This is a genomic window from Vibrio gelatinilyticus (genome assembly GCF_022836845.1).
GTDB lineage: Bacteria > Pseudomonadota > Gammaproteobacteria > Enterobacterales > Vibrionaceae > Vibrio > Vibrio gelatinilyticus.
The window spans coordinates 356,699-373,405 of the sequence record NZ_JAJNNZ010000004.1 but is presented as its reverse complement, the minus strand read 5'-3'; the positions used below and the strand labels follow the sequence as shown (position 1 = coordinate 373,405).

At 40.7% G+C, this 16,707-nt stretch carries 25 protein-coding genes and 2 pseudogenes; 22 read left to right on the top strand and 5 right to left on the bottom strand.

Annotated features, from left to right (window positions below; all coding sequences use genetic code 11):
* The 7 genes from LNL84_RS07850 to LNL84_RS07815 all read left to right on the top strand — a co-directional run.
* The coding region (locus LNL84_RS07850; RefSeq protein ID WP_244356599.1) for a hypothetical protein at positions 1-366 on the top strand (366 nt) is incomplete at its 5' end.
* A gap of 120 nt (positions 367-486) precedes the next feature.
* Positions 487-897: a cytidine deaminase gene (locus tag LNL84_RS07845; RefSeq protein ID WP_025613414.1), complete on the top strand. Its 411-nt coding sequence runs from the start codon at positions 487-489 to the stop codon at positions 895-897.
* 136 nt (positions 898-1,033) lie between these two features.
* A complete protein-coding gene (locus LNL84_RS07840) occupies positions 1,034-1,750 on the top strand; it encodes a DUF8168 domain-containing protein (protein ID WP_244356596.1) in 717 nt (238 codons plus the stop codon).
* A 148-nt stretch (positions 1,751-1,898) separates the two neighbouring features.
* Entirely contained in the window at positions 1,899-2,207 is a 309-nt protein-coding gene (locus LNL84_RS07835) for a hypothetical protein (protein WP_244356592.1), read from the top strand.
* Between the two features lie 163 nt (positions 2,208-2,370).
* Positions 2,371-3,588: a hypothetical protein gene (locus LNL84_RS07825; RefSeq protein WP_244356589.1), complete on the top strand. Its 1,218-nt coding sequence runs from the start codon at positions 2,371-2,373 to the stop codon at positions 3,586-3,588.
* A gap of 113 nt (positions 3,589-3,701) precedes the next feature.
* Positions 3,702-4,148: a hypothetical protein gene (locus LNL84_RS07820; protein WP_244356586.1), complete on the top strand. Its 447-nt coding sequence runs from the start codon at positions 3,702-3,704 to the stop codon at positions 4,146-4,148.
* A gap of 131 nt (positions 4,149-4,279) precedes the next feature.
* Complete coding sequence (locus LNL84_RS07815; protein WP_150878570.1) at positions 4,280-4,825, top strand: GNAT family N-acetyltransferase; 546 nt, start codon at positions 4,280-4,282, stop codon at positions 4,823-4,825.
* A gap of 463 nt (positions 4,826-5,288) precedes the next feature.
* Here the strand turns inward: LNL84_RS07815 and LNL84_RS07810 are convergent.
* Together LNL84_RS07810 and LNL84_RS07805 are read right to left on the bottom strand one after the other, a co-directional pair.
* Positions 5,289-5,572 (bottom strand): annotated as a pseudogene (locus LNL84_RS07810) (transposase); the annotation flags it as partial.
* Positions 5,573-5,581: 9 nt separating this feature from the next.
* A pseudogene (locus tag LNL84_RS07805) lies at positions 5,582-5,782 on the bottom strand (IS110 family transposase); the annotation flags it as partial.
* Between the two features lie 131 nt (positions 5,783-5,913).
* Between LNL84_RS07805 and LNL84_RS07800 the strand changes: the two are divergent.
* From LNL84_RS07800 to LNL84_RS07780, 5 genes are all read left to right on the top strand, one after another.
* The gene (locus tag LNL84_RS07800; protein WP_244356583.1) at positions 5,914-6,234 is read left to right on the top strand and encodes a hypothetical protein; all 321 of its coding nucleotides are present in this window, start codon (positions 5,914-5,916) and stop codon (positions 6,232-6,234) included.
* A 99-nt stretch (positions 6,235-6,333) separates the two neighbouring features.
* Positions 6,334-6,954: a LysE family translocator gene (locus LNL84_RS07795; RefSeq protein ID WP_244356580.1), complete on the top strand. Its 621-nt coding sequence runs from the start codon at positions 6,334-6,336 to the stop codon at positions 6,952-6,954.
* Between the two features lie 146 nt (positions 6,955-7,100).
* The gene (locus tag LNL84_RS07790; protein ID WP_244356577.1) at positions 7,101-7,481 is read left to right on the top strand and encodes a hypothetical protein; all 381 of its coding nucleotides are present in this window, start codon (positions 7,101-7,103) and stop codon (positions 7,479-7,481) included.
* 115 nt (positions 7,482-7,596) lie between these two features.
* Positions 7,597-8,082 (top strand): GNAT family N-acetyltransferase, encoded by a 486-nt coding sequence (locus LNL84_RS07785; protein ID WP_244356574.1) that lies wholly within the window; start codon positions 7,597-7,599, stop codon positions 8,080-8,082.
* A gap of 24 nt (positions 8,083-8,106) precedes the next feature.
* A complete protein-coding gene (locus LNL84_RS07780) occupies positions 8,107-8,256 on the top strand; it encodes a hypothetical protein (protein WP_244356571.1) in 150 nt (49 codons plus the stop codon).
* Between the two features lie 162 nt (positions 8,257-8,418).
* Here LNL84_RS07780 and LNL84_RS07775 read toward each other — a convergent pair whose 3' ends face one another.
* Positions 8,419-8,751: a PBPRA1643 family SWIM/SEC-C metal-binding motif protein gene (locus tag LNL84_RS07775; protein ID WP_244356568.1), complete on the bottom strand. Its 333-nt coding sequence runs from the start codon at positions 8,749-8,751 to the stop codon at positions 8,419-8,421.
* A gap of 255 nt (positions 8,752-9,006) precedes the next feature.
* Here LNL84_RS07775 and LNL84_RS07770 point away from each other — a divergent pair, with 255 nt between their 5' ends.
* Positions 9,007-9,453 (top strand): GNAT family N-acetyltransferase, encoded by a 447-nt coding sequence (locus LNL84_RS07770; protein WP_244356565.1) that lies wholly within the window; start codon positions 9,007-9,009, stop codon positions 9,451-9,453.
* 54 nt (positions 9,454-9,507) lie between these two features.
* Here the strand turns inward: LNL84_RS07770 and LNL84_RS07765 are convergent, their stop codons facing one another.
* Positions 9,508-9,708, bottom strand: a complete 201-nt coding sequence (locus LNL84_RS07765; RefSeq protein ID WP_244356562.1) for a hypothetical protein — start codon at positions 9,706-9,708, stop codon at positions 9,508-9,510.
* 371 nt (positions 9,709-10,079) lie between these two features.
* Here LNL84_RS07765 and LNL84_RS07760 point away from each other — a divergent pair, with 371 nt between their 5' ends.
* The 8 genes from LNL84_RS07760 (at position 10,080) to LNL84_RS07725 (ending at position 15,378) form a co-directional block, all read left to right on the top strand.
* Positions 10,080-10,469 carry an MAPEG family protein gene (locus LNL84_RS07760; protein ID WP_244356560.1) on the top strand — a complete coding sequence of 130 codons (390 nt, stop codon included), beginning with the start codon at positions 10,080-10,082 and terminating at the stop codon, positions 10,467-10,469.
* Positions 10,470-11,167: 698 nt separating this feature from the next.
* Positions 11,168-11,545 carry a VOC family protein gene (locus LNL84_RS07755; protein ID WP_244356555.1) on the top strand — a complete coding sequence of 126 codons (378 nt, stop codon included), beginning with the start codon at positions 11,168-11,170 and terminating at the stop codon, positions 11,543-11,545.
* 47 nt (positions 11,546-11,592) lie between these two features.
* Positions 11,593-12,066, top strand: a complete 474-nt coding sequence (locus tag LNL84_RS07750; protein WP_244356550.1) for a GNAT family N-acetyltransferase — start codon at positions 11,593-11,595, stop codon at positions 12,064-12,066.
* A 73-nt stretch (positions 12,067-12,139) separates the two neighbouring features.
* The gene (locus tag LNL84_RS07745; RefSeq protein ID WP_244356548.1) at positions 12,140-12,715 is read left to right on the top strand and encodes a YdeI/OmpD-associated family protein; all 576 of its coding nucleotides are present in this window, start codon (positions 12,140-12,142) and stop codon (positions 12,713-12,715) included.
* 204 nt (positions 12,716-12,919) lie between these two features.
* Positions 12,920-13,483, top strand: coding sequence for a hypothetical protein (locus LNL84_RS07740; RefSeq protein ID WP_244356545.1), 564 nt, complete (start codon positions 12,920-12,922; stop codon positions 13,481-13,483).
* Between the two features lie 188 nt (positions 13,484-13,671).
* Positions 13,672-14,085 carry a nucleotide triphosphate diphosphatase NUDT15 gene (locus tag LNL84_RS07735; RefSeq protein ID WP_244356542.1) on the top strand — a complete coding sequence of 138 codons (414 nt, stop codon included), beginning with the start codon at positions 13,672-13,674 and terminating at the stop codon, positions 14,083-14,085.
* Between the two features lie 100 nt (positions 14,086-14,185).
* Positions 14,186-14,434: a DUF3297 family protein gene (locus LNL84_RS07730; protein ID WP_244356538.1), complete on the top strand. Its 249-nt coding sequence runs from the start codon at positions 14,186-14,188 to the stop codon at positions 14,432-14,434.
* 281 nt (positions 14,435-14,715) lie between these two features.
* On the top strand, positions 14,716-15,378 hold the full coding sequence (locus LNL84_RS07725) for a hypothetical protein (RefSeq protein ID WP_244356535.1): 663 nt from the start codon (positions 14,716-14,718) through the stop codon (positions 15,376-15,378).
* A 255-nt stretch (positions 15,379-15,633) separates the two neighbouring features.
* Here LNL84_RS07725 and LNL84_RS07720 read toward each other — a convergent pair whose 3' ends face one another.
* Positions 15,634-15,894 (bottom strand): hypothetical protein, encoded by a 261-nt coding sequence (locus LNL84_RS07720; RefSeq protein ID WP_244356532.1) that lies wholly within the window; start codon positions 15,892-15,894, stop codon positions 15,634-15,636.
* 570 nt (positions 15,895-16,464) lie between these two features.
* Between LNL84_RS07720 and LNL84_RS07715 the strand changes: the two genes are divergently transcribed.
* Positions 16,465-16,659, top strand: a complete 195-nt coding sequence (locus LNL84_RS07715; RefSeq protein ID WP_244356527.1) for a hypothetical protein — start codon at positions 16,465-16,467, stop codon at positions 16,657-16,659.
* Positions 16,660-16,707 lie beyond the last annotated feature (48 nt).

The following is a 16,707-nucleotide window of genomic DNA, read 5'->3' as shown; positions in this document are numbered from 1 at the left end:
AGGGCGTTATGTGTGCAGGGATATCGCATGAAAGTTAACGGGTTACAATACTATTGGCTAGTCGCTAGCGGTTTAATACTTTATATTGCTCTTGTAGTAATTGGCATCGTATGTGGTGAACACGAAGTATCGACTAGCAATTTAATGCTGTCCATTTATTTAGTCGCTTGGCTTCCAGCTGCAATTTGCTATTACACTGTTATTTTAGAAATGTGGTCAGTTTTTCGTTTTAAGTTAATTTTGGTGGCTATCACTCTACTGACAATAGCATTTAGTATCAGTAATACTTTCTTGCTACTAATTGCTTTAGCACCCCATATTTATTGGCTGTGGCGCATCAATGGCATAAACGAAGAGCACACATAACAAGGCGCTCAAGACGGATTCGTGAACGTTGGCTGAACTCGCTTCGCTCAAACATAGCCAACATTCACTGACCGCTTAGCTTAGCGTTATAGCGCTCGAGAAAATTGAATATGGATGGTCATGGATAATATCGAAAAAGAGCTCTATCAAGCAGCAATAGAACTAGTAAATATGCGATATCCTTCTGGTTGGGGTGGTGCTGCGGCTGTTAGAACAGAGTCAGGAAAAATATTAACAAGCATTGCTCCTGATACTAAAAACGATGCTCTTTCACTATGCATGGAAGTGGGAGCGTATTTAGAGGCTCACAAACTCAATGAGCGAGTGACCCACTCATTATGCCTGTGTCGTGAGAACGAGAACGATGAATTTCTAATCTTGTCACCATGCGGAGTTTGCCAAGAGCGCCTTGTCCACTGGGGTGGGGATGTCAAAGCAGCAATTACAACTCCAGAGAATGCATTGGTTTTCAAAACTATACGAGAATTAATGCCTCATCATTGGTCACTTGTAAACGGTAAAGCGCTATAACAAACTGTTTAAGAGGGATTCGCAACACGTGGCATTTTCACTATGCGTTGGTTTAAGTGATTAGGGTGGTTTGCGGCGGCATTAGTATTGCGTTGCTCACCCCTTAACAGGGCGTTAGTACTATTTACGGAGATTTATGAAGTACCTATATATGTTAACGGGTGTAGTTCATCCTGAACGAGCAGATGTAAATGTTACTTCTACACGAATTGAACTTGGTGATTCAGGTGATGTCATTAACTTCTCGATCTATAAATCTCGTATTGCTTTTACGGTTGAGACAGCAACACTACTGAATGAAAGTGGCATGAACAGTTTACGCTTATTTGCTGAGGAGCAAGTAAGAACAGTCGTCGACTCACTGGGATTTCTAGTTGGTTGTGGTTATGACATCGAAATAATTCAATGCATTGAACCGCAACATCAAGGGCACCTCATTTTTGGTGTCGAAGAAAAGTACCTTAGTGAACTAAATTATGCAGAGTTAGTTGAACCAATTGAATTAGTTGAGATTCTAAATAGCAAATTTGGTGCGTACTTGCGCCGATGTCTAAATGACTTAAGGCTTGCAATAAGAACCCCGAAAGATAGTGCATTTTACTGTTATCGAGCAATTGAATGTTTAACTCATTATTTTTTGAATAATGGTACGCCTAATAAAAGCGAAGCGTGGCAAATATTTAGAGATAACATAGGTGTTTCAAAAGATCAGATTATGTACATTAAAAAGGCAGCCGATCCAATTAGGCACGGCAATCCATTAGAGGTACAGACAGCCGACCGACAGAGAGTAATGATAGATACTTGGGCTATCACTATGAAGTTCATAACGTTTGCTAAAACTTCGGCGTAAACATAGTACTAACAAACGCTTCAAGTTGATTCGTAACGCTTGGCGTTTTTGGTGTTAATTTTGGTTTGGGTGATTACGGTCTAAAATTTGGCTTCAGTGGTGCGTAACTCACAACTTAAGCGGGCGTTATATGATTTGATGATACTCCATGAAAAAAACAAAAAATGCAGGTGACAAACTGGACGTGAGTTTTAGGACAACATGTCCAATTTGCAAGAAAAAGCTAACAAGTCAAGGGTTTGAACAACATAGAAAAGCGCACCATAAAAATCTGACACATGCACAATTTGAGCAGTTAGTGATAGACGCGATTCGGTCTGGCAAGTCAACCGTTAAGATTTTTGAAGCAGTAAACCCAAGTTTGAGTTCAGCAACAAGAAAGCTACAAGATGCTAAGCATGCAAGTGGAAATAATTTTTACCGATTGCAACAAGGTGGAAAAGTGAGCCCGAAATAAATCATATAACAAACGCTTTAAGGCGGATTCGCAACGCATGGCATTTTCACTATGCGTTAAATTTAGTGATTTAGATGGTTTGCAGTGACTTCGGTACTACGTTGCTCACCACTTAAGCGGGCGTTAGCACTACTTTGTTCAACATCAGGATTCAACCTAGAGCATGGATTATAGAAACAAAATAAATAAGGTGAAAGGTGCGATATTAAGCGCTAGTGAAAATTCATCTTTACAAGAAATTATTGATAGTGAAAAAGAGGCATTTGAGGGTATTAGGATGCTTTTCGCGACCGATGCAGCTGGTGCTGCATTACAAGTGCCAATCCCACATCAAGATTTATTTTCGGGCGTGTTCGCAAAAAGTAGAGTTTTAGCTTACTCAAATGAAATTGCTTCTGAAATGCTTGAGAAAGAGTCGATGATTTGTTATCAGCGAAGAGCTTTATTTGATACGAATTTACTTTCAGACCTACCAAAGTATTTTAAAGGAGAGGACTTAACAACAAGGTCTAAGGTAGAGAAAATATTAAAAGTGGTTGAGCAAGAGTATTGTGGTGGATTTGATTTTGCTTTTCCTATGTTGGAAAACTTGAGATCTTATACATCTGTAAATAATCCCTATCCAGTCAATAAAGTTGCGGCAGCATTTTATTTTGATGCAAAGTTACAAGGGAATACGATAGCAGGCAATAGTAATAATATATTTGAACCATATTTAGAAAAGTCAGAAGAACTGTGGAAAGAATATCGTGCTAGTGAAGATATGTGGCATGCTATAGATCGTCGTGATTTAGTTTATGTCGTGATGCTTAAAACTTATTATTTGTGCTGGTCTTTGGATCAAATAATGATTGAAGATAGTCTTAGAAAGTTGGTAGATTTTTGCTTAGATGAACTTGGAGTATTACCTTTAAAAGAACTTTACTTCGCTTGGAAAGTAATTATTGGCTTTAGCATCGGTTATTACACTCCAGTTTTTGATGAAAAGTTACTCAAGAAACCGAAGAAAAAGAAGTCTATTGAACGAATCGGTGCTTTGGCGTGGGACTTGTTTATATTTAGATTCACTGAATTATTGCTGACCGAAGGAAAACAAAACAATTTTTATGTACCGACAATTACAACTCTTGATGGTGGCCTATTAGATACTGTACATAGTTGTAAAGTAAAAGCCATGATTTCATTTCCAGAGGTCAAATATGTAGAAACAATATTTGAGGATGAACTGCATTTTCAACATTGTCTCGACGCTGCAATGAGCAAAAAACAAAAGGATGTCCTTTCAGATCCCAAACGAAACATTAAAGGGAATCAAAAATTACGACATAGATTATCTCTCGCAACTCATGAACTTGAGAAATTAATTAATCAGTTAACGTAGTGCTAACAAGCACTTTAAACGGAACAAAAACAGTTGGCTATTGTTCGTTCCTCACAAAATTATAGCCAACAATTTTTGTCCGCTTAAGTGGGCGTTAGCATTCAGGAGTATATATGCCAGATATCGCAACAATCGGAGCTGCACTCAGTAGCATCAAAACAGCTACAGATATAGCTAAATTCTTGAGAGCAAGCGACCTTGATTTTGAAAAAGCAGAATTAAAGTTAAAAATGGCAGATTTAATTGTCGCTTTAGCTGATGCCAAAATTGAACTCGTTGATGTTCAAGAGTTATTAGTTGAAAAAGATAAGCAATTAGCTGAGTTAAATGAAGCTTTTGAAAGTAAGGATGAATTGATACGCTTTCGGGATGCATATTATAAATTAGATGAATCAGGCGAAGCCATTGGAGTCCCATTTTGTTTGCGATGTTGGGAAAATGACCATAAAAAAAGGCAACTTGTTAATGATCCGCAAGCTAGAGCTGGGCGAATTTGCACTAGTTGTAAACATAAATATGAAGGCAGGCTTACTTCTGAAATATTCCCCAACCCAAAATAGAGAAATGCTAACAAGGCATTTAAACGGAACTAAAACAGTGGGTTAAGTTTCGCTTCGCTCCACAGTTTAACCCACAATTTTAGTCCGCTTAATTCGGCGTTATGCGTAATCGATGGGCTACGGAGTATTAGATGGAAGTAGTAGAAGCGGAAAAATCGGATTTAGATTCATTCTTTGCGTATCTTGAAAATCAGCTGTCTGAAAATGGTAATGGAGAAGTTCCTCTTTTCCAGCCAATGTCCAGAGAGCAAAGTGAAATTCCAGAAGCAACAAAAGATAAGTTTATCCAAGGCTTTTCCCATCACTTTGGCGATTTAGGTTGGAGAAAGCTCTGGGTTGTAAAAGACACCTCTGGAAGTATCAAAGGTCACATTGATCTTCGCCACCACGGTGATGATAGCCGTTCTCATCGAGTTCTACTTGGTATGGGCGTAGATGTTTCCTGCAGGAAGCAAGGTATTGGTCAACGACTCATTGATGCGGTTATAAATTTCTGCCAAGAAAAAGCCGAAATTGACTGGCTTGATCTTTGTGTACTATCAGAGAATTTCCCAGCAAAGAACCTCTACCTAAAAGCAGGGTTCGATGTTGTTGGAGAGTTCAAAGATCAATATAGAATCGACGGTTTGTCAGTATCGGAAACAGCAATGACAAAGTACGTCAAAAATTACGCATAACACATATGAGCCTTCTGCCTGTCAATAGGCAATAACATCCTGTTGGCTGCGCAAGCAGCCAACGCTCTTCGAACAACAAAGTTATCTACTTCGTTTTGTCATTTTGGTCATTAAGCATTGCTTACGACAAACACATATTGAGGATCTCTTATTGCGGTCTCTTCGCTGCCAACCATCATTGGTTGGGTCACTAGACACTTATCGGTTAACCTCAGCAGGCGCTATTCAAAAAAATGGTTAAACAGTTGTTTTCCAGTTATCTTCAGGCTCAGCCAAGGTGTAAGCAACTTTGTTGTTCGCTGTTATGTTATGGATGCGCACCAATGAAGCGGCTAATCAAAGCAAGAGGGCTTGGACTACCTGACACAACCGACTTTTTCGGGCTTAAATCCCAGTAAATTTGAGTCAGTGACGTGTTCTCACTCAGCACCAGTTAGACTTTCAGCTCGCTTCATTGTGCGACTTATTGGGGTAAAAATCGTTTCTCATCAAACACCGTTTTGTCTCTCAACATGAAGTAGACACATCGTCCCAGTTTATATGAGCCAACGCTGATAGCGCTTTGGCTTTGCTCATGCGTTTTTGTAAGCGCTGAATGTATTTCTTGGCGGGCTCATTGCCTCTTAAGTAGAGAACCGCTGCTTCAGAGAATGCCCATTTTAAGTAGGCGTTACCAATCTTGTTGCCGTTCGTCCCTTTTTGTTTACTTGCTGATTCGGCCTTGCACTTAACTAATCGTGAATAAGAGATGGTAAGACCCGCTTCATAGACAAAATGTAGTGTCGCTTTAGGGAATTTTGATTGAGGTTGCTGAGCCAGCTTAATGAGCGCGGACTTATTGGATTTTATTCGCCCTAGGTGCTCAGGTTTGGCACCACGGTTATCTTGTAAAACTGCGATTTGGATAAAGGACTTGTGTGTATCTAAGCCAATGAAAATTATGCTATCGTTATTCATGCTAGCCTCCAAATTTAGTTGTTTGAACACACTAATTATGGCTCTGGCTCTGGCTTTGAGCTAACCCACGATATTGGAGGCTAGCACCTAGTGGGGGGGCATTATGTCTATATATCTGAAGGATGTCAGCAATGAGTAAAGTTCATATAAGCACACCGCTCTCCAACAAAATAATGGATGCTTACCCAAAGAAAGAAACCGCTTTGCTAAGTTCCTTTTTAAACGGCATTAAAGAATATGGACCTTCTTTCGAATATTGTGTCGTTGAAGACTTGGAATCAGAACTAGGTCTTGAAATATTCAACTCTTCTAACGAAAAAATTGCACAAGTATATTGTGCTGAAAATGCTGAGCGACAAATTACTGGTGAACTGCAGGTGCATGGCAAAAAGGACTGGAATACAGCTAGAATACTGGATCTTAATGACGCTATTATCTACGTTATCATTTGAATCATTCTTAATGACAAGCTATACAGCAAATACATAACAAATGCTTCAAGTGGATTCGTAACGCTCGGCGGTTTTGGCGTTAGCTTTAAAGGAGGGAAAATGAGTTTTGAAGTGTGGATATCCTTTGTTTTGGCTTCTATGGTTCTTGTTTTCTCGCCAGGACCAACAGTATTTTTAGTGATAGGTCAGAGCCTAGCATTCGGGCGAAAGTCGGTTCTTCCTCTAATTCTTGGTGTAATTACAGGTGATATTATTGCGCTGTCATTTTCACTTTTGGGTGTTGGTGCAATACTCTCGACATCAGCGTTTGCTTTCCAAATAATGAAATGGGCAGGTGCTCTTTACTTAGTGTATTTAGGCATTAAAACATGGCGAAGTCAGGAATTACGTTCACAAGTAGAAATTCAATCGATAGGTAAACCATGGAAAGTGTATCGAGATTCACTGTTGGTGACAGCTTTGAACCCGAAAGGATTAATATTTTTTATAGCGTTCTTCCCATTATTTTTATCGCCTGAAGCATCAAATATTCCCCAGCAATTATTCGTTTTAGCGTTAACCTTCGTCTTTGCTTCAGCGATTAGCGTAAGCTTTTATGCAATTTTAGGCTCAAACGTCAGAAGCTATGTTACGTTTCCAAAAATCCAGAAAGTATGTAATAGAATCAGTGGTGGAATGTTGTTTGGTGCTGGTTTAGCGACTTCAGCATTGAAGCAATAAAACTAGCAATCAAATCAAGCAGATTCGCAACGCTTGGCATTTTCGGTTTGAATCAGCTTTAGTGATTACGGCAGAATAGTTTAGGTTCGTTGTAGCGTGCTCACTACTTAATTGGGCGATATTTTCATTCAAGTTAGGAGTAGGCAATGGCTCAAGGAAAGAATAGGAAAGCACTGAATAAGATAGCTCGCAAAGGGAATAAAGGCTTTCCCATTGCAACAATTGCTTTTTATGGCGCTGACAATAAAACCGCGACAAAACTTGTTTGCGCGATAATTCCTTATGAGGGGGCAGAGCCAGAACCGATGAGAAAATGGTTTAGTGCAATTGAGATACGTAAATCTGAACTCATAATTAAAGAGGTTTTGGCATTTATCAATGAAAATGATGCGCAAACGGTGAGCATGGTGGATGACATCTTAGGGTGCCCTCACGAGGAAGGCATCGATTACCCAGAAGGCGATCACTGTCCACAATGTTTGTATTGGAAGGGAAGAGATCGTTTTACCGATAGTTTGTGGCACTAGAAATATAACAATTGCTTCAAGCAGGTTCGTAACGCTTGGCGATTTTGTCATCAACTCGGGCTTGTGCGTTTACGGGGTTACTCACCACTTAAGCGTGCGTTCTAGGAGGAAATCCATGCTTAGGGAAATCACTAAAGCAGACTTTGAGCTATTCTGGCCAACATTTTTAGCGGTTATTCAGGCTCAAGAAACCTATGCCTTTGATCCAGAAATGACGTTCGAGCAGGCATTTACTCTTTGGTGCGAATCTCCAACAAAAGCGTTCGCTTTCGTTGAAAATGAAATTGTTCTGGGCACATACTACATTAAGCCAAATGCAATGGGTCCAAGTAGCCATATATGTAATTGCGGATACATGGTTTCAAGTGAAGCCAGAGGCAAGGGTATTGCTCGCCTTATGTGCGAACATTCGCAGAAAACGGCGTTAGGGCTAGGTTTTGACGCAATGCAATTTAACGGCGTAGTTTCTACCAATGAAGTAGCTGTGAAGCTTTGGGAGAAACTAGGGTTCGATATCATAGGTACCATCCCAAAAGCATATAAGCATGCTCGTCGAGGGCTAGTTGATAGCTACGTTATGTATAAATGGTTGCGAACCTAACAAGGCGTTTAAGACTAATTCCCAATGCTTCGCATTTTTTATTCCATCGTTGGGGTTAGCTTTGATGAACTAAATGACATTGTTGGCGCTAATCCGGAGCCAAGATTTGCAAGTTTAGACGACAAGCTCGCTATCCCGACTTACATACGAAACAACATTGAGATAGAACGATAGTGTGCTAATCGACAGAGCGCATGACAAGCTATTTCAGTAGACTGCCTACGCTCGGCAAGTTTGATGTTAAATCGAAATTCAGTGATTACGTGGCCATTTTGAATATCGTAATCAGATCCTCAATTGGGCGTTATACCGCCGTGTGAGAGCGGTATTAGGAAACTAAGCGCAGCACTTCTTGTATTTTTTGCCGCTACCACAGTTACAAGGGTCGTTTCTGTTTAGTCTTTTTTCAAATACCGTTGGTTTTGCCTTGTTCAGGAGCGTATCTAGCTCGATCGTGTTTTCGTCTTGGCTTTCATCTACAGTGATGTTTGCGATAATCGAATGCTCTTGGGCAATGGTTGCGATTTCATCTTTACGTAATTCTGTCGGAACCACAATATTGATCGGTGCTCCTTCTGTACCAGCTTTGACGTCACGATTAACGTTGTAGCCTGACATTACGTGGTTTTGTCGAGTTTCGATTCGACCTTTAAAAAACAACTTAGACATGCTGATACTCTTTACTTGGTGTGTAGGGAAGTGAGCAGGGATTATACGTATCGTATTAAAATGATAAAGCTCAAATTGGTTAAAAGTTAGTATTGTAGAAAATGTGTAGAACAATCAATTCAAGCCGATTCGCAACGTTTGGCATTTTTGGTTTGGTTTGGTTGAGTTTAGTGATTATGGTGGTCTTGTTTGAGTGTTGTGACAGTTAGCTGTAGCTTAACAAGGAGTGATATGCTTTCAAGGAAACAATCCAATATGAATAAGGTAGTATTCAGAAAGTGCGATGAAAACAGTCAATATTGGGTTGCACTAGAAAAGTTATTTCAAACTGTATGGTCTGATTTTTTGTTTGCAGATACTTATAAACCGGAAGCTGACCTGCCACCGGTAATTATTGCTCTTCGCGAAAATGAAGTAATCGGTGGTCTGGCTTATTCCCGTTATCAAGAGCCACTTGGTAACTCTGAAGTAGTTTGGTTTAATGCCGTCTTTGTTTCTCCACAATGGCGAGGTCAGGGTATCGCGAGTGAGTTGATCAACAGAGGTGTTAATCAAGTACCAGAAACTCTTCAAAGCAATCTGTATGCTTATACAAATGTCGCGTCATTGTACCAGTCTCTGGGGTGGTCAGTGGTTGATATTGAAAGTGAGCCAAACCATAGCGTCATGAGCTATTCACTCAAATCTCAACCACGACTATAACAAGGCGTTTTAGTCGGGTTTTCACCACTTTTTATTTCGCTTGAAAAAGAGTTATCAGGCCGCATTTTTTTTGATCTCATGCGGATAAACTCTCATTCCATTTAGGGTATTTTCATACACAGAAAACTCTTGTAGGTAAGACCAAGCATAGGCGTCTGACCCCGTTTGTGCTGCTAGACGAGCGATCACTGTGTCGATATCGCGGCCTGCATAGTCTTTGTGAGGTACGAATAACTCTTTGATGACTGATAACATAGTGTACTCCTTGTGTAATTAAATTACATTTGTGTTTAAATAAAACATAGTATGCTTTATTGAACTTAGCAAGTTAGCCTAAAACTATTCACTAAAATTTCATAAATGTAATTAACAGTCAGAATGGGCCAGGTGTGCACATCACAAACGTGCCAAACCTATGACCAACATTAGGTAATGGTTGTTTCAGTAAACTCAGTGTGAGCTTATTGTTTAGGCCTTCGTCGTGTGTAATTTGCACATTAAGCAATAAGTGTGTTTTTGTAGGCTCAAACATGTGGCATCTTTCGCAAAGCTTGTGATAGGTTTATCGGCTACTTGGCACGCCTCTGATTAATGACTGAGTAAACATACACAATAGGAGCAGTACATTGACAACATTAGTTTTATGCCTGATTTTGGCAGCATTATTACCCTACATAGCAAAAATCCCATTGGCTGTTGCAATGAAAACAGCAGGCGGTTATGACAACCGCCATCCAAGAGAGCAGCAAGCCGGATTAAAGGGATTTGGTGCACGGGCATTAGCTGCCCACCAAAACGCTTTTGAATCACTCATTGTTTTTTCAGCAGCCATAATGTTGGCAATAGCAAGTGGAACAACAGGTGAAACGGTACAGTTTCTGGCCATGATGCATATTGGTTTGAGAGTCGTTTATAATATTCTTTACTTGCTTAATATTGGGACTTTGCGTTCAGTTTCCTGGGCTATTGCGACAGGTTGTTCATTTGCAATTATGTGGCAGTGTATTCCGAGCTAACACCGAGTTTTCTCTATCATAGTGGGCCAGCTCGCACACACGTTCTTACGCGTAAAATCGCCGAATTATCTGGCATGGCTAGATGCGACTTGGTTATATGATTAATGCAATTTTGTTTGAGTTAAAGCAGAAGCCAGAATGAACGCGATGTCTTGCGCAAGGTGTGCAAAGGGAGCTCTAGCAAACCGCCTAGGTTATTTAGCGATGAGAACGCAAAACACTTATCTTGCAGATAGTACTTATCCCAATAACAGTAAATCCTTTCTCAAACCGCTTAGCTGGCCTGAGGTTACTTTGTGTGTGGATGGAACATTAGGTTTTCTGCGCTCCTAAATAACAAGACATTGCCACTTTTTGTCAATTGTGTATTCCAAACGCAGTCGGCTGTCGCGATATATGTTGTCGTGAATCTTTAGGTAAGCTCTTTTCATTTTGCTTAAATTAGGTATTGACCTAAACCATGCTTGAGGTTTTACGCTTACCCAAAATAAAGTGATAAGGGGTAAGTTATGCAAAATAATTATGTAAAAGAACTCGCCACAAAAAGTTACCAGGAAGAACCGTCGAAAGAGTATAAAAGTACACAAAAGCGTCCATTTTATTCTCCAACCGTATTCGCAGTGTTGTTACTCTCGGGGTTATTCATTAACCTTTTTTGAAGCGGTTAAAGTCTTGGGATTAAAGTGAAGGGAAAGTCTATGAATATGAATCAAGTGACGTTAGCCGTTCATGATATAGAGTTAGCCGTCGCTTTCTATCAAAAGCTAGGTCTCATTCAAATTGTGGGAAATGAGTATTACGCTCGCTTTTCTTTTCCAGACGGTGATTCTACTTTTTCCGTCTATTTAGATCAGGAAAAAGGAGGGCTAGACTGCAGAGGGGTGGTTTATTTTGAGCATCAGGAACTTGAGCAATTGGTCGAAAGGCTCAAAGGTATGGGTGTAGAGTTCGTTCAAGAGGTAACCATGCAGTCCTATCTATGGAAAGAAGCGGGCTTACTTGACCCATCAGGAAATAAAATCAAACTCTATTGGGGAGGAGATTACCGCTTGAACCCACCTTGGAAGCTCAATTAAAGAGTAAGACAATCAAGTTTAATTAACACTCATGGGAATCGAGAACAGTGGATATTTCAAATACTATGGAGCCGGGTGACTTGGGGCAAATCGTAAAGCAGCATGGCTTACTCTATGCCAAAGAGTATGGGTTTGACGCTACATTTGAAGCTTATGTTGCGGAACCTCTGGCACAATTTGCGATGCGCAATAACCCAAGAGAGCGAATTTGGTTGGTTAGAATTGAAGGGAAACTTGTGGGAACCATTTGTATTTGTGAGAGTTCCAACTCAGTTGCACAGCTAAGGTGGTTTTCTATCGACCCGGTTGCTCGTGGTAAAGGGTTAGGAAAGAAGCTCATGGCAAAAGCGCTTAGCTTTTGTGTTGCTCAAGGTTACTCTAATGTGATTCTATGGACTGTTGATGGTTTAGCTGTTTCAAAATCTTTGTATACGCGACATGGCTTTAAAATTACCAAAGAAATAGAACGAAAGTTGTGGGGGAAAGTTCAAATAGAGCAGTGCTATGAAAAAGCACTATAGTCAATGCCTAGCTTAATCATGGTAAATATCGTTCATCACTTTACTGGGCTTTATTCTATGGAGAAATAACCACATGCCTGAACCAGATCCATCGAAAATAATGACATTTTCAACACCTAAAGAACTCGGCCAATGGTTAAAGGTTAATCATGCTTCTGAAAGTGAGCTATGGGTCAAGATCTATAAGAAAAACGCCAAAATACAGAGCGTGACTTGGAATGATGTTGTGGTTGAGTCTCTATGCTGGGGGTGGATAGACGGTGTTAAAAAATCAATGGATGAGCAAGCCTATCTGCAGCGAATTACTCCGAGAAAAGTACGAAGTAGTTGGTCTAAAAGGAATACGGAGCATGTCGAACGTTTGATAAAAGACGGCAGGATGATGGAGCCAGGGTTGGTACACGTTCGCGCAGCAAAAACAGATGGACGCTGGGCTGAGGCTTATGTCGTCAGCGAGATGGAGGTGCCGACGGATTTTATAGTGGCACTTGATAGTAAGCCTGATGAGAAAACGTTTTTCGAAACGCTGAATAAGTCGAGTCGATATGTTATCGCTTACGGGTTAATCAGTGCGAAGAAGCCTGAAACAAGACAGAGACGTTTTTCAAAATTCATGGACATGCTCGCTAATCAGCAACAGCCTAAATAGCGTGTGCATGGCGATCAGCCAATAGAGGTGACAACGGCTATTTATTGGCATACAAGAGATAAATCATTTTTTCTCTGACGGGGAATTCTTAGACTCATCGGCTGGGCTTTTATGGCCGCTGCCGCTTTTTTGGGCATTGTTGGTTTGCTGTTATCGAGAAAAGCTCTAATCTACAGCAACAAGCTTAATTAGTAGGGATGCGAAATGTTTGAACACCTAGGCTCAAAAGTATCGGGAAAGATGGTTATTGCGTTGCTGGTAGTGACAAATCTTGTGTATTTCTTCATGCTCGGATACAGCATACCTAAGCTGATGGAGTATTCCTCTGGGTTACCGATATTTGACATGTCACCCACGGGCTATCGCTATGAAGATGCACTGGCGTTGTTGACCGCTCTTGGAAACGAAGGTCGGGCGTTCTACCATACGCAATTGGCCATCGATTTGCTGTACCCAGCATTATTCGCTGCTTGCTACTTTGCGCTATTTCAATGGTTGATGAAGTGGGGCAATACCAAGAGCCACGTTTGGCAATGGGTGTCGTTGTTGCCCATTTTCGCCGCAGCTTCCGACTACGCAGAAAATATGGCTATTTGGCTGATGCTGTCTGATTTTCCGGGCTTATCGTCTCTTCTTGTTACCGTTGCCTCTGCACTTACAATAACAAAAAGTGCGGTTACAACGGTGTATTGGCTGGCATTATTGGTTCTGATTGCAATCGTTTCTGTACAAAAATATAAGAAGCGAACTCTCCGTTCTTTACGCTAGCATGTGAATAGTCCGACATCACACCATTTGCGTTATATTCATGCAAACCTAGTTGATTCGTACAATTAGATAAGGACACTCCAATGATTTTAAACCATGTTTCTGTCGGGACTAACGATGTGGTTTCCGCCTGTGGCGAAAAGTTTGAAGCAGGGTATTAGGAACCACATAAATATAGGGTGAAAAGCGTGAATAAAGAGGTACGGGTGGGCGTTGCTGTGATTATTGTTAGAGATGATTGCATATTGCTAGGGCAGCGACTTGGCTCGCATGGTGCGCAAACGTGGGCAACGCCAGGAGGGCACTTAGAAGTCGGTGAGAGCATTGAAAACTGCGCCAAGCGTGAAGTCCTTGAAGAGACGGGGCTGGTGATTAATTCGTTGCAAAAGTTAGGTTTTACTAACGATATTTTTGAAGATGAAGGCAAACATTACGTCACATTATTTGTCGGTGCAAGCTGTGAGCAGGGGGAGCCTCAACTACTCGAACCGGATAAGTGCGCGCAATGGCAATGGTGCAACGTGAATGAGTTGCCTGAGCCGCTGTTTTTGCCTCTGACGAATTTAATACATGAAACCTCGATTTTAGAGAAGCTTCGATAAGTCACATCTTGTTTGCTATACACGACAAAGCAACAGTTTCTTGTGGCACAGCAATGTATTGTCTACAATGTCGCATCATCTAACTATTTCAGGTCATAACATGAGCGACACTAACTCAAAACCAACTTTGCCAGATCGTTTATCGGGTAATTCTCGCAGCCCACACTTTGTAGCAGAGTGTTTTGAACATCATATTGGTATTCGCCTAAATGGCAAAGAGCGTACTGATGTCGAAGAGTACTGCATTAGTGAAGGTTGGGTAAAAATCCCATCACCAAAAGCAAAAGATCGCTATGGAAATGCGATGTTGATTACCCTAAAAGGTGAAGTAGAAGCGTACTACAAGTAATCCGAACTAAGTTGGAAATCATCGTATAAGCAATACATAGAGCTTTCGTTTTGTGTGTTGCTTTTTTTATGCTCTTTGTACCTGTCGTCTTTCAAATCAGGCAATCTCCATATTGCTTCTATTGCCCACTTTAGCCTTGGGAGAGACTCTAAGCGCTTTTGACTATTAGACGAAAGTTAGCGTGCCGAAACTGGCAAAAACTTCTAAGAATGTTACTGTTAATAAGCGTCTAAATACGTACACTTTTTCTAAGGGTAATGAATACGGGATTAATAGGGACTATGATCAAGCATTTAAGCGAAAGCCTTTATTTTGCCAGAGAGCATTTAGGAGCGTTTTTTCGAATCATTGGTCCGTTTATTGTTGTCATGGCTCCTGTAACTGCATTGACTGAAGTTATGAGCAAGGAATTCAATGGGCTATATGTCCCTTACCTGTTATTGTTTACATGCGGTCAAGCTTACTTCATGTGTCGACTAATCAAGTATATGGCATCGGTAGTAACCGGTAATAAGGTTGATTTATCGGTATCGTTCACCGAATGGTACAACTTGCTGCTCGTTTATGTCGTTTACACTATAGCCGTGCTCATCGGCCTAGTCGCATTAATAATTCCAGGTATCTTTATTGCGGCTAAGTACGGATTTGCCGAATTTGAATCGGTGCTCAATCAAAGAGAGCCTTTCAAAGCACTGAGTACGAGTTGGAATCAGACAAAAGGGATCGTTGTTACCTTGATGTTAGGAGGGGCGCTTATCAATGGGTGTGCTATTGTTCTCGACATTCCGCTCGACATCATCAGTGAAATTTCTTCTACCCACAAGTTCGTTACTAGCTGCCTTTCTTCGATCATTTCCTCTGTCTCAATGGTTTTGGTTTCTGTCTTTTACTTTCGTTTGTATGTAATAGCGTTAGAAGAGCCAAAAGTAGAACCTTCTCATTGATCGCGCCACAGTCTGTACAGGACATTAAACACCATTTTGGTATCGAAACTTACTTGGGTTCAGAGTTCAAAAAGCATTATCATGTCGCGCAGCGCGGATACCCACCATCATGCACTCAGGGTCGCTTATCCCATCACATTACACACCGTTAACGGCGTGTATCGTATCGTTCTAGATTTGTTTGTATTATTAGACATAGTCTAACCATGCGACGTGGCACCCGGCGATGAGGCCGGGTTTGTGCGTCGTTGGTTATTAGAAATCACCACGGCCGTAAATTGGCGTTTGTTGTGATTGTGTTGTTGATTGTAGGCCAACTCCTTTTTTGGACTTGAGGTCGCCTCGTTCGAATTCTACTGGTTGCTCAATGTTGATAGTGTGTGAACTATCTGCGTTGTGAGTGTGGCTTACCGCGGCTAGATCACCTCGTGTGTGTGCTACTTCCGCCATTGCGATATTTGCTCCACTTGTGATTAGCGTAAGTACTAGGGCGAGTTTTGTGATTACGTTTTTCATGTTCGTTTCCTCAAGTTAAATTGAGCGATTCCGTCTGCCTTAGTTCGTCATTTCCTTTCGATAGGTCAACAATACTATGGGCTTCTCCATCTGAGAAAAGGGTATATATCAGTTAAACTGATGGTTTAATTGCGGGTAATATTACTGGTATCTTTAAATTTAAATATTATTTATCAATGAGTTAATAGTAAATCACCTTTGGGTTTACTCAATGGTTTTAAATATATTAACGATTTTTTGATGGTAACTATTGCTTGTGGTTATGGTTTGGTGGGCTTTCTATTTCAATACCTATTAGTTAGTTTGATCGTTACTGAACTATAGAGTGACGAAATGGTTTTGAGTGATTGAGCGTAGGCTTTTTTTCGTCTCAGAACCAATGCTACCGGCCGTTGACGCAGTCAATATTTGCGATAATGAGAATCGTGTAGATTTGTGACTTTAAAGGGGAGGTAAGTTCATCGGTTCACAGTATTTAATTGGTATCGCTAGATTTGTGTTATACCAACCTCTTGTCTAATGTTAGTGGTGTCAATATAAAGTCTCTAATTAACCTAAATGATAAGAGTTATGATGATGACAAACCTATTTAAGTCACTACTTATTTTACTCGCTCTTCAGTTAACGGGCTGCTTTCACAGCAGTTCGGATGATGAACCTATTTTGACTTTTGGCGGTGATCGGGAAGTGTTCTTCCAAGTTGATGGTGTTGAAAACTATCTTCGTGTAGAAAATGACGTGTGGAGATATTCATCGCCTGAATAAGTAACAGTGGATTTGCCTTAACTTTGCATTAAAGCCAGCCTCTAGGGT

Bases quoted from the DNA above. Each gene is read 5' to 3' on its own strand.
- LNL84_RS07845 (WP_025613414.1), top strand. From the start codon at position 487: ATGGATAATATCGAAAAAGAGCTCTATCAAGCAGCAATAGAACTAGTA.
- LNL84_RS07840 (WP_244356596.1), top strand. From the start codon at position 1,034: ATGAAGTACCTATATATGTTAACGGGTGTAGTTCATCCTGAACGAGCA.
- LNL84_RS07835 (WP_244356592.1), top strand. From the start codon at position 1,899: ATGAAAAAAACAAAAAATGCAGGTGACAAACTGGACGTGAGTTTTAGG.
- LNL84_RS07825 (WP_244356589.1), top strand. From the start codon at position 2,371: ATGGATTATAGAAACAAAATAAATAAGGTGAAAGGTGCGATATTAAGC.
- LNL84_RS07820 (WP_244356586.1), top strand. From the start codon at position 3,702: ATGCCAGATATCGCAACAATCGGAGCTGCACTCAGTAGCATCAAAACA.
- LNL84_RS07815 (WP_150878570.1), top strand. From the start codon at position 4,280: ATGGAAGTAGTAGAAGCGGAAAAATCGGATTTAGATTCATTCTTTGCG.
- LNL84_RS07800 (WP_244356583.1), top strand. From the start codon at position 5,914: ATGAGTAAAGTTCATATAAGCACACCGCTCTCCAACAAAATAATGGAT.
- LNL84_RS07795 (WP_244356580.1), top strand. From the start codon at position 6,334: ATGAGTTTTGAAGTGTGGATATCCTTTGTTTTGGCTTCTATGGTTCTT.
- LNL84_RS07790 (WP_244356577.1), top strand. From the start codon at position 7,101: ATGGCTCAAGGAAAGAATAGGAAAGCACTGAATAAGATAGCTCGCAAA.
- LNL84_RS07785 (WP_244356574.1), top strand. From the start codon at position 7,597: ATGCTTAGGGAAATCACTAAAGCAGACTTTGAGCTATTCTGGCCAACA.
- LNL84_RS07780 (WP_244356571.1), top strand. From the start codon at position 8,107: ATGCTTCGCATTTTTTATTCCATCGTTGGGGTTAGCTTTGATGAACTA.
- LNL84_RS07775 (WP_244356568.1), bottom strand. From the start codon at position 8,751: ATGTCTAAGTTGTTTTTTAAAGGTCGAATCGAAACTCGACAAAACCAC.
- LNL84_RS07770 (WP_244356565.1), top strand. From the start codon at position 9,007: ATGAATAAGGTAGTATTCAGAAAGTGCGATGAAAACAGTCAATATTGG.
- LNL84_RS07765 (WP_244356562.1), bottom strand. From the start codon at position 9,708: ATGTTATCAGTCATCAAAGAGTTATTCGTACCTCACAAAGACTATGCA.
- LNL84_RS07755 (WP_244356555.1), top strand. From the start codon at position 11,168: ATGAATATGAATCAAGTGACGTTAGCCGTTCATGATATAGAGTTAGCC.
- LNL84_RS07745 (WP_244356548.1), top strand. From the start codon at position 12,140: ATGCCTGAACCAGATCCATCGAAAATAATGACATTTTCAACACCTAAA.
- LNL84_RS07740 (WP_244356545.1), top strand. From the start codon at position 12,920: ATGTTTGAACACCTAGGCTCAAAAGTATCGGGAAAGATGGTTATTGCG.
- LNL84_RS07730 (WP_244356538.1), top strand. From the start codon at position 14,186: ATGAGCGACACTAACTCAAAACCAACTTTGCCAGATCGTTTATCGGGT.
- LNL84_RS07725 (WP_244356535.1), top strand. From the start codon at position 14,716: ATGATCAAGCATTTAAGCGAAAGCCTTTATTTTGCCAGAGAGCATTTA.
- LNL84_RS07720 (WP_244356532.1), bottom strand. From the start codon at position 15,894: ATGAAAAACGTAATCACAAAACTCGCCCTAGTACTTACGCTAATCACA.
- LNL84_RS07715 (WP_244356527.1), top strand. From the start codon at position 16,465: ATGATGATGACAAACCTATTTAAGTCACTACTTATTTTACTCGCTCTT.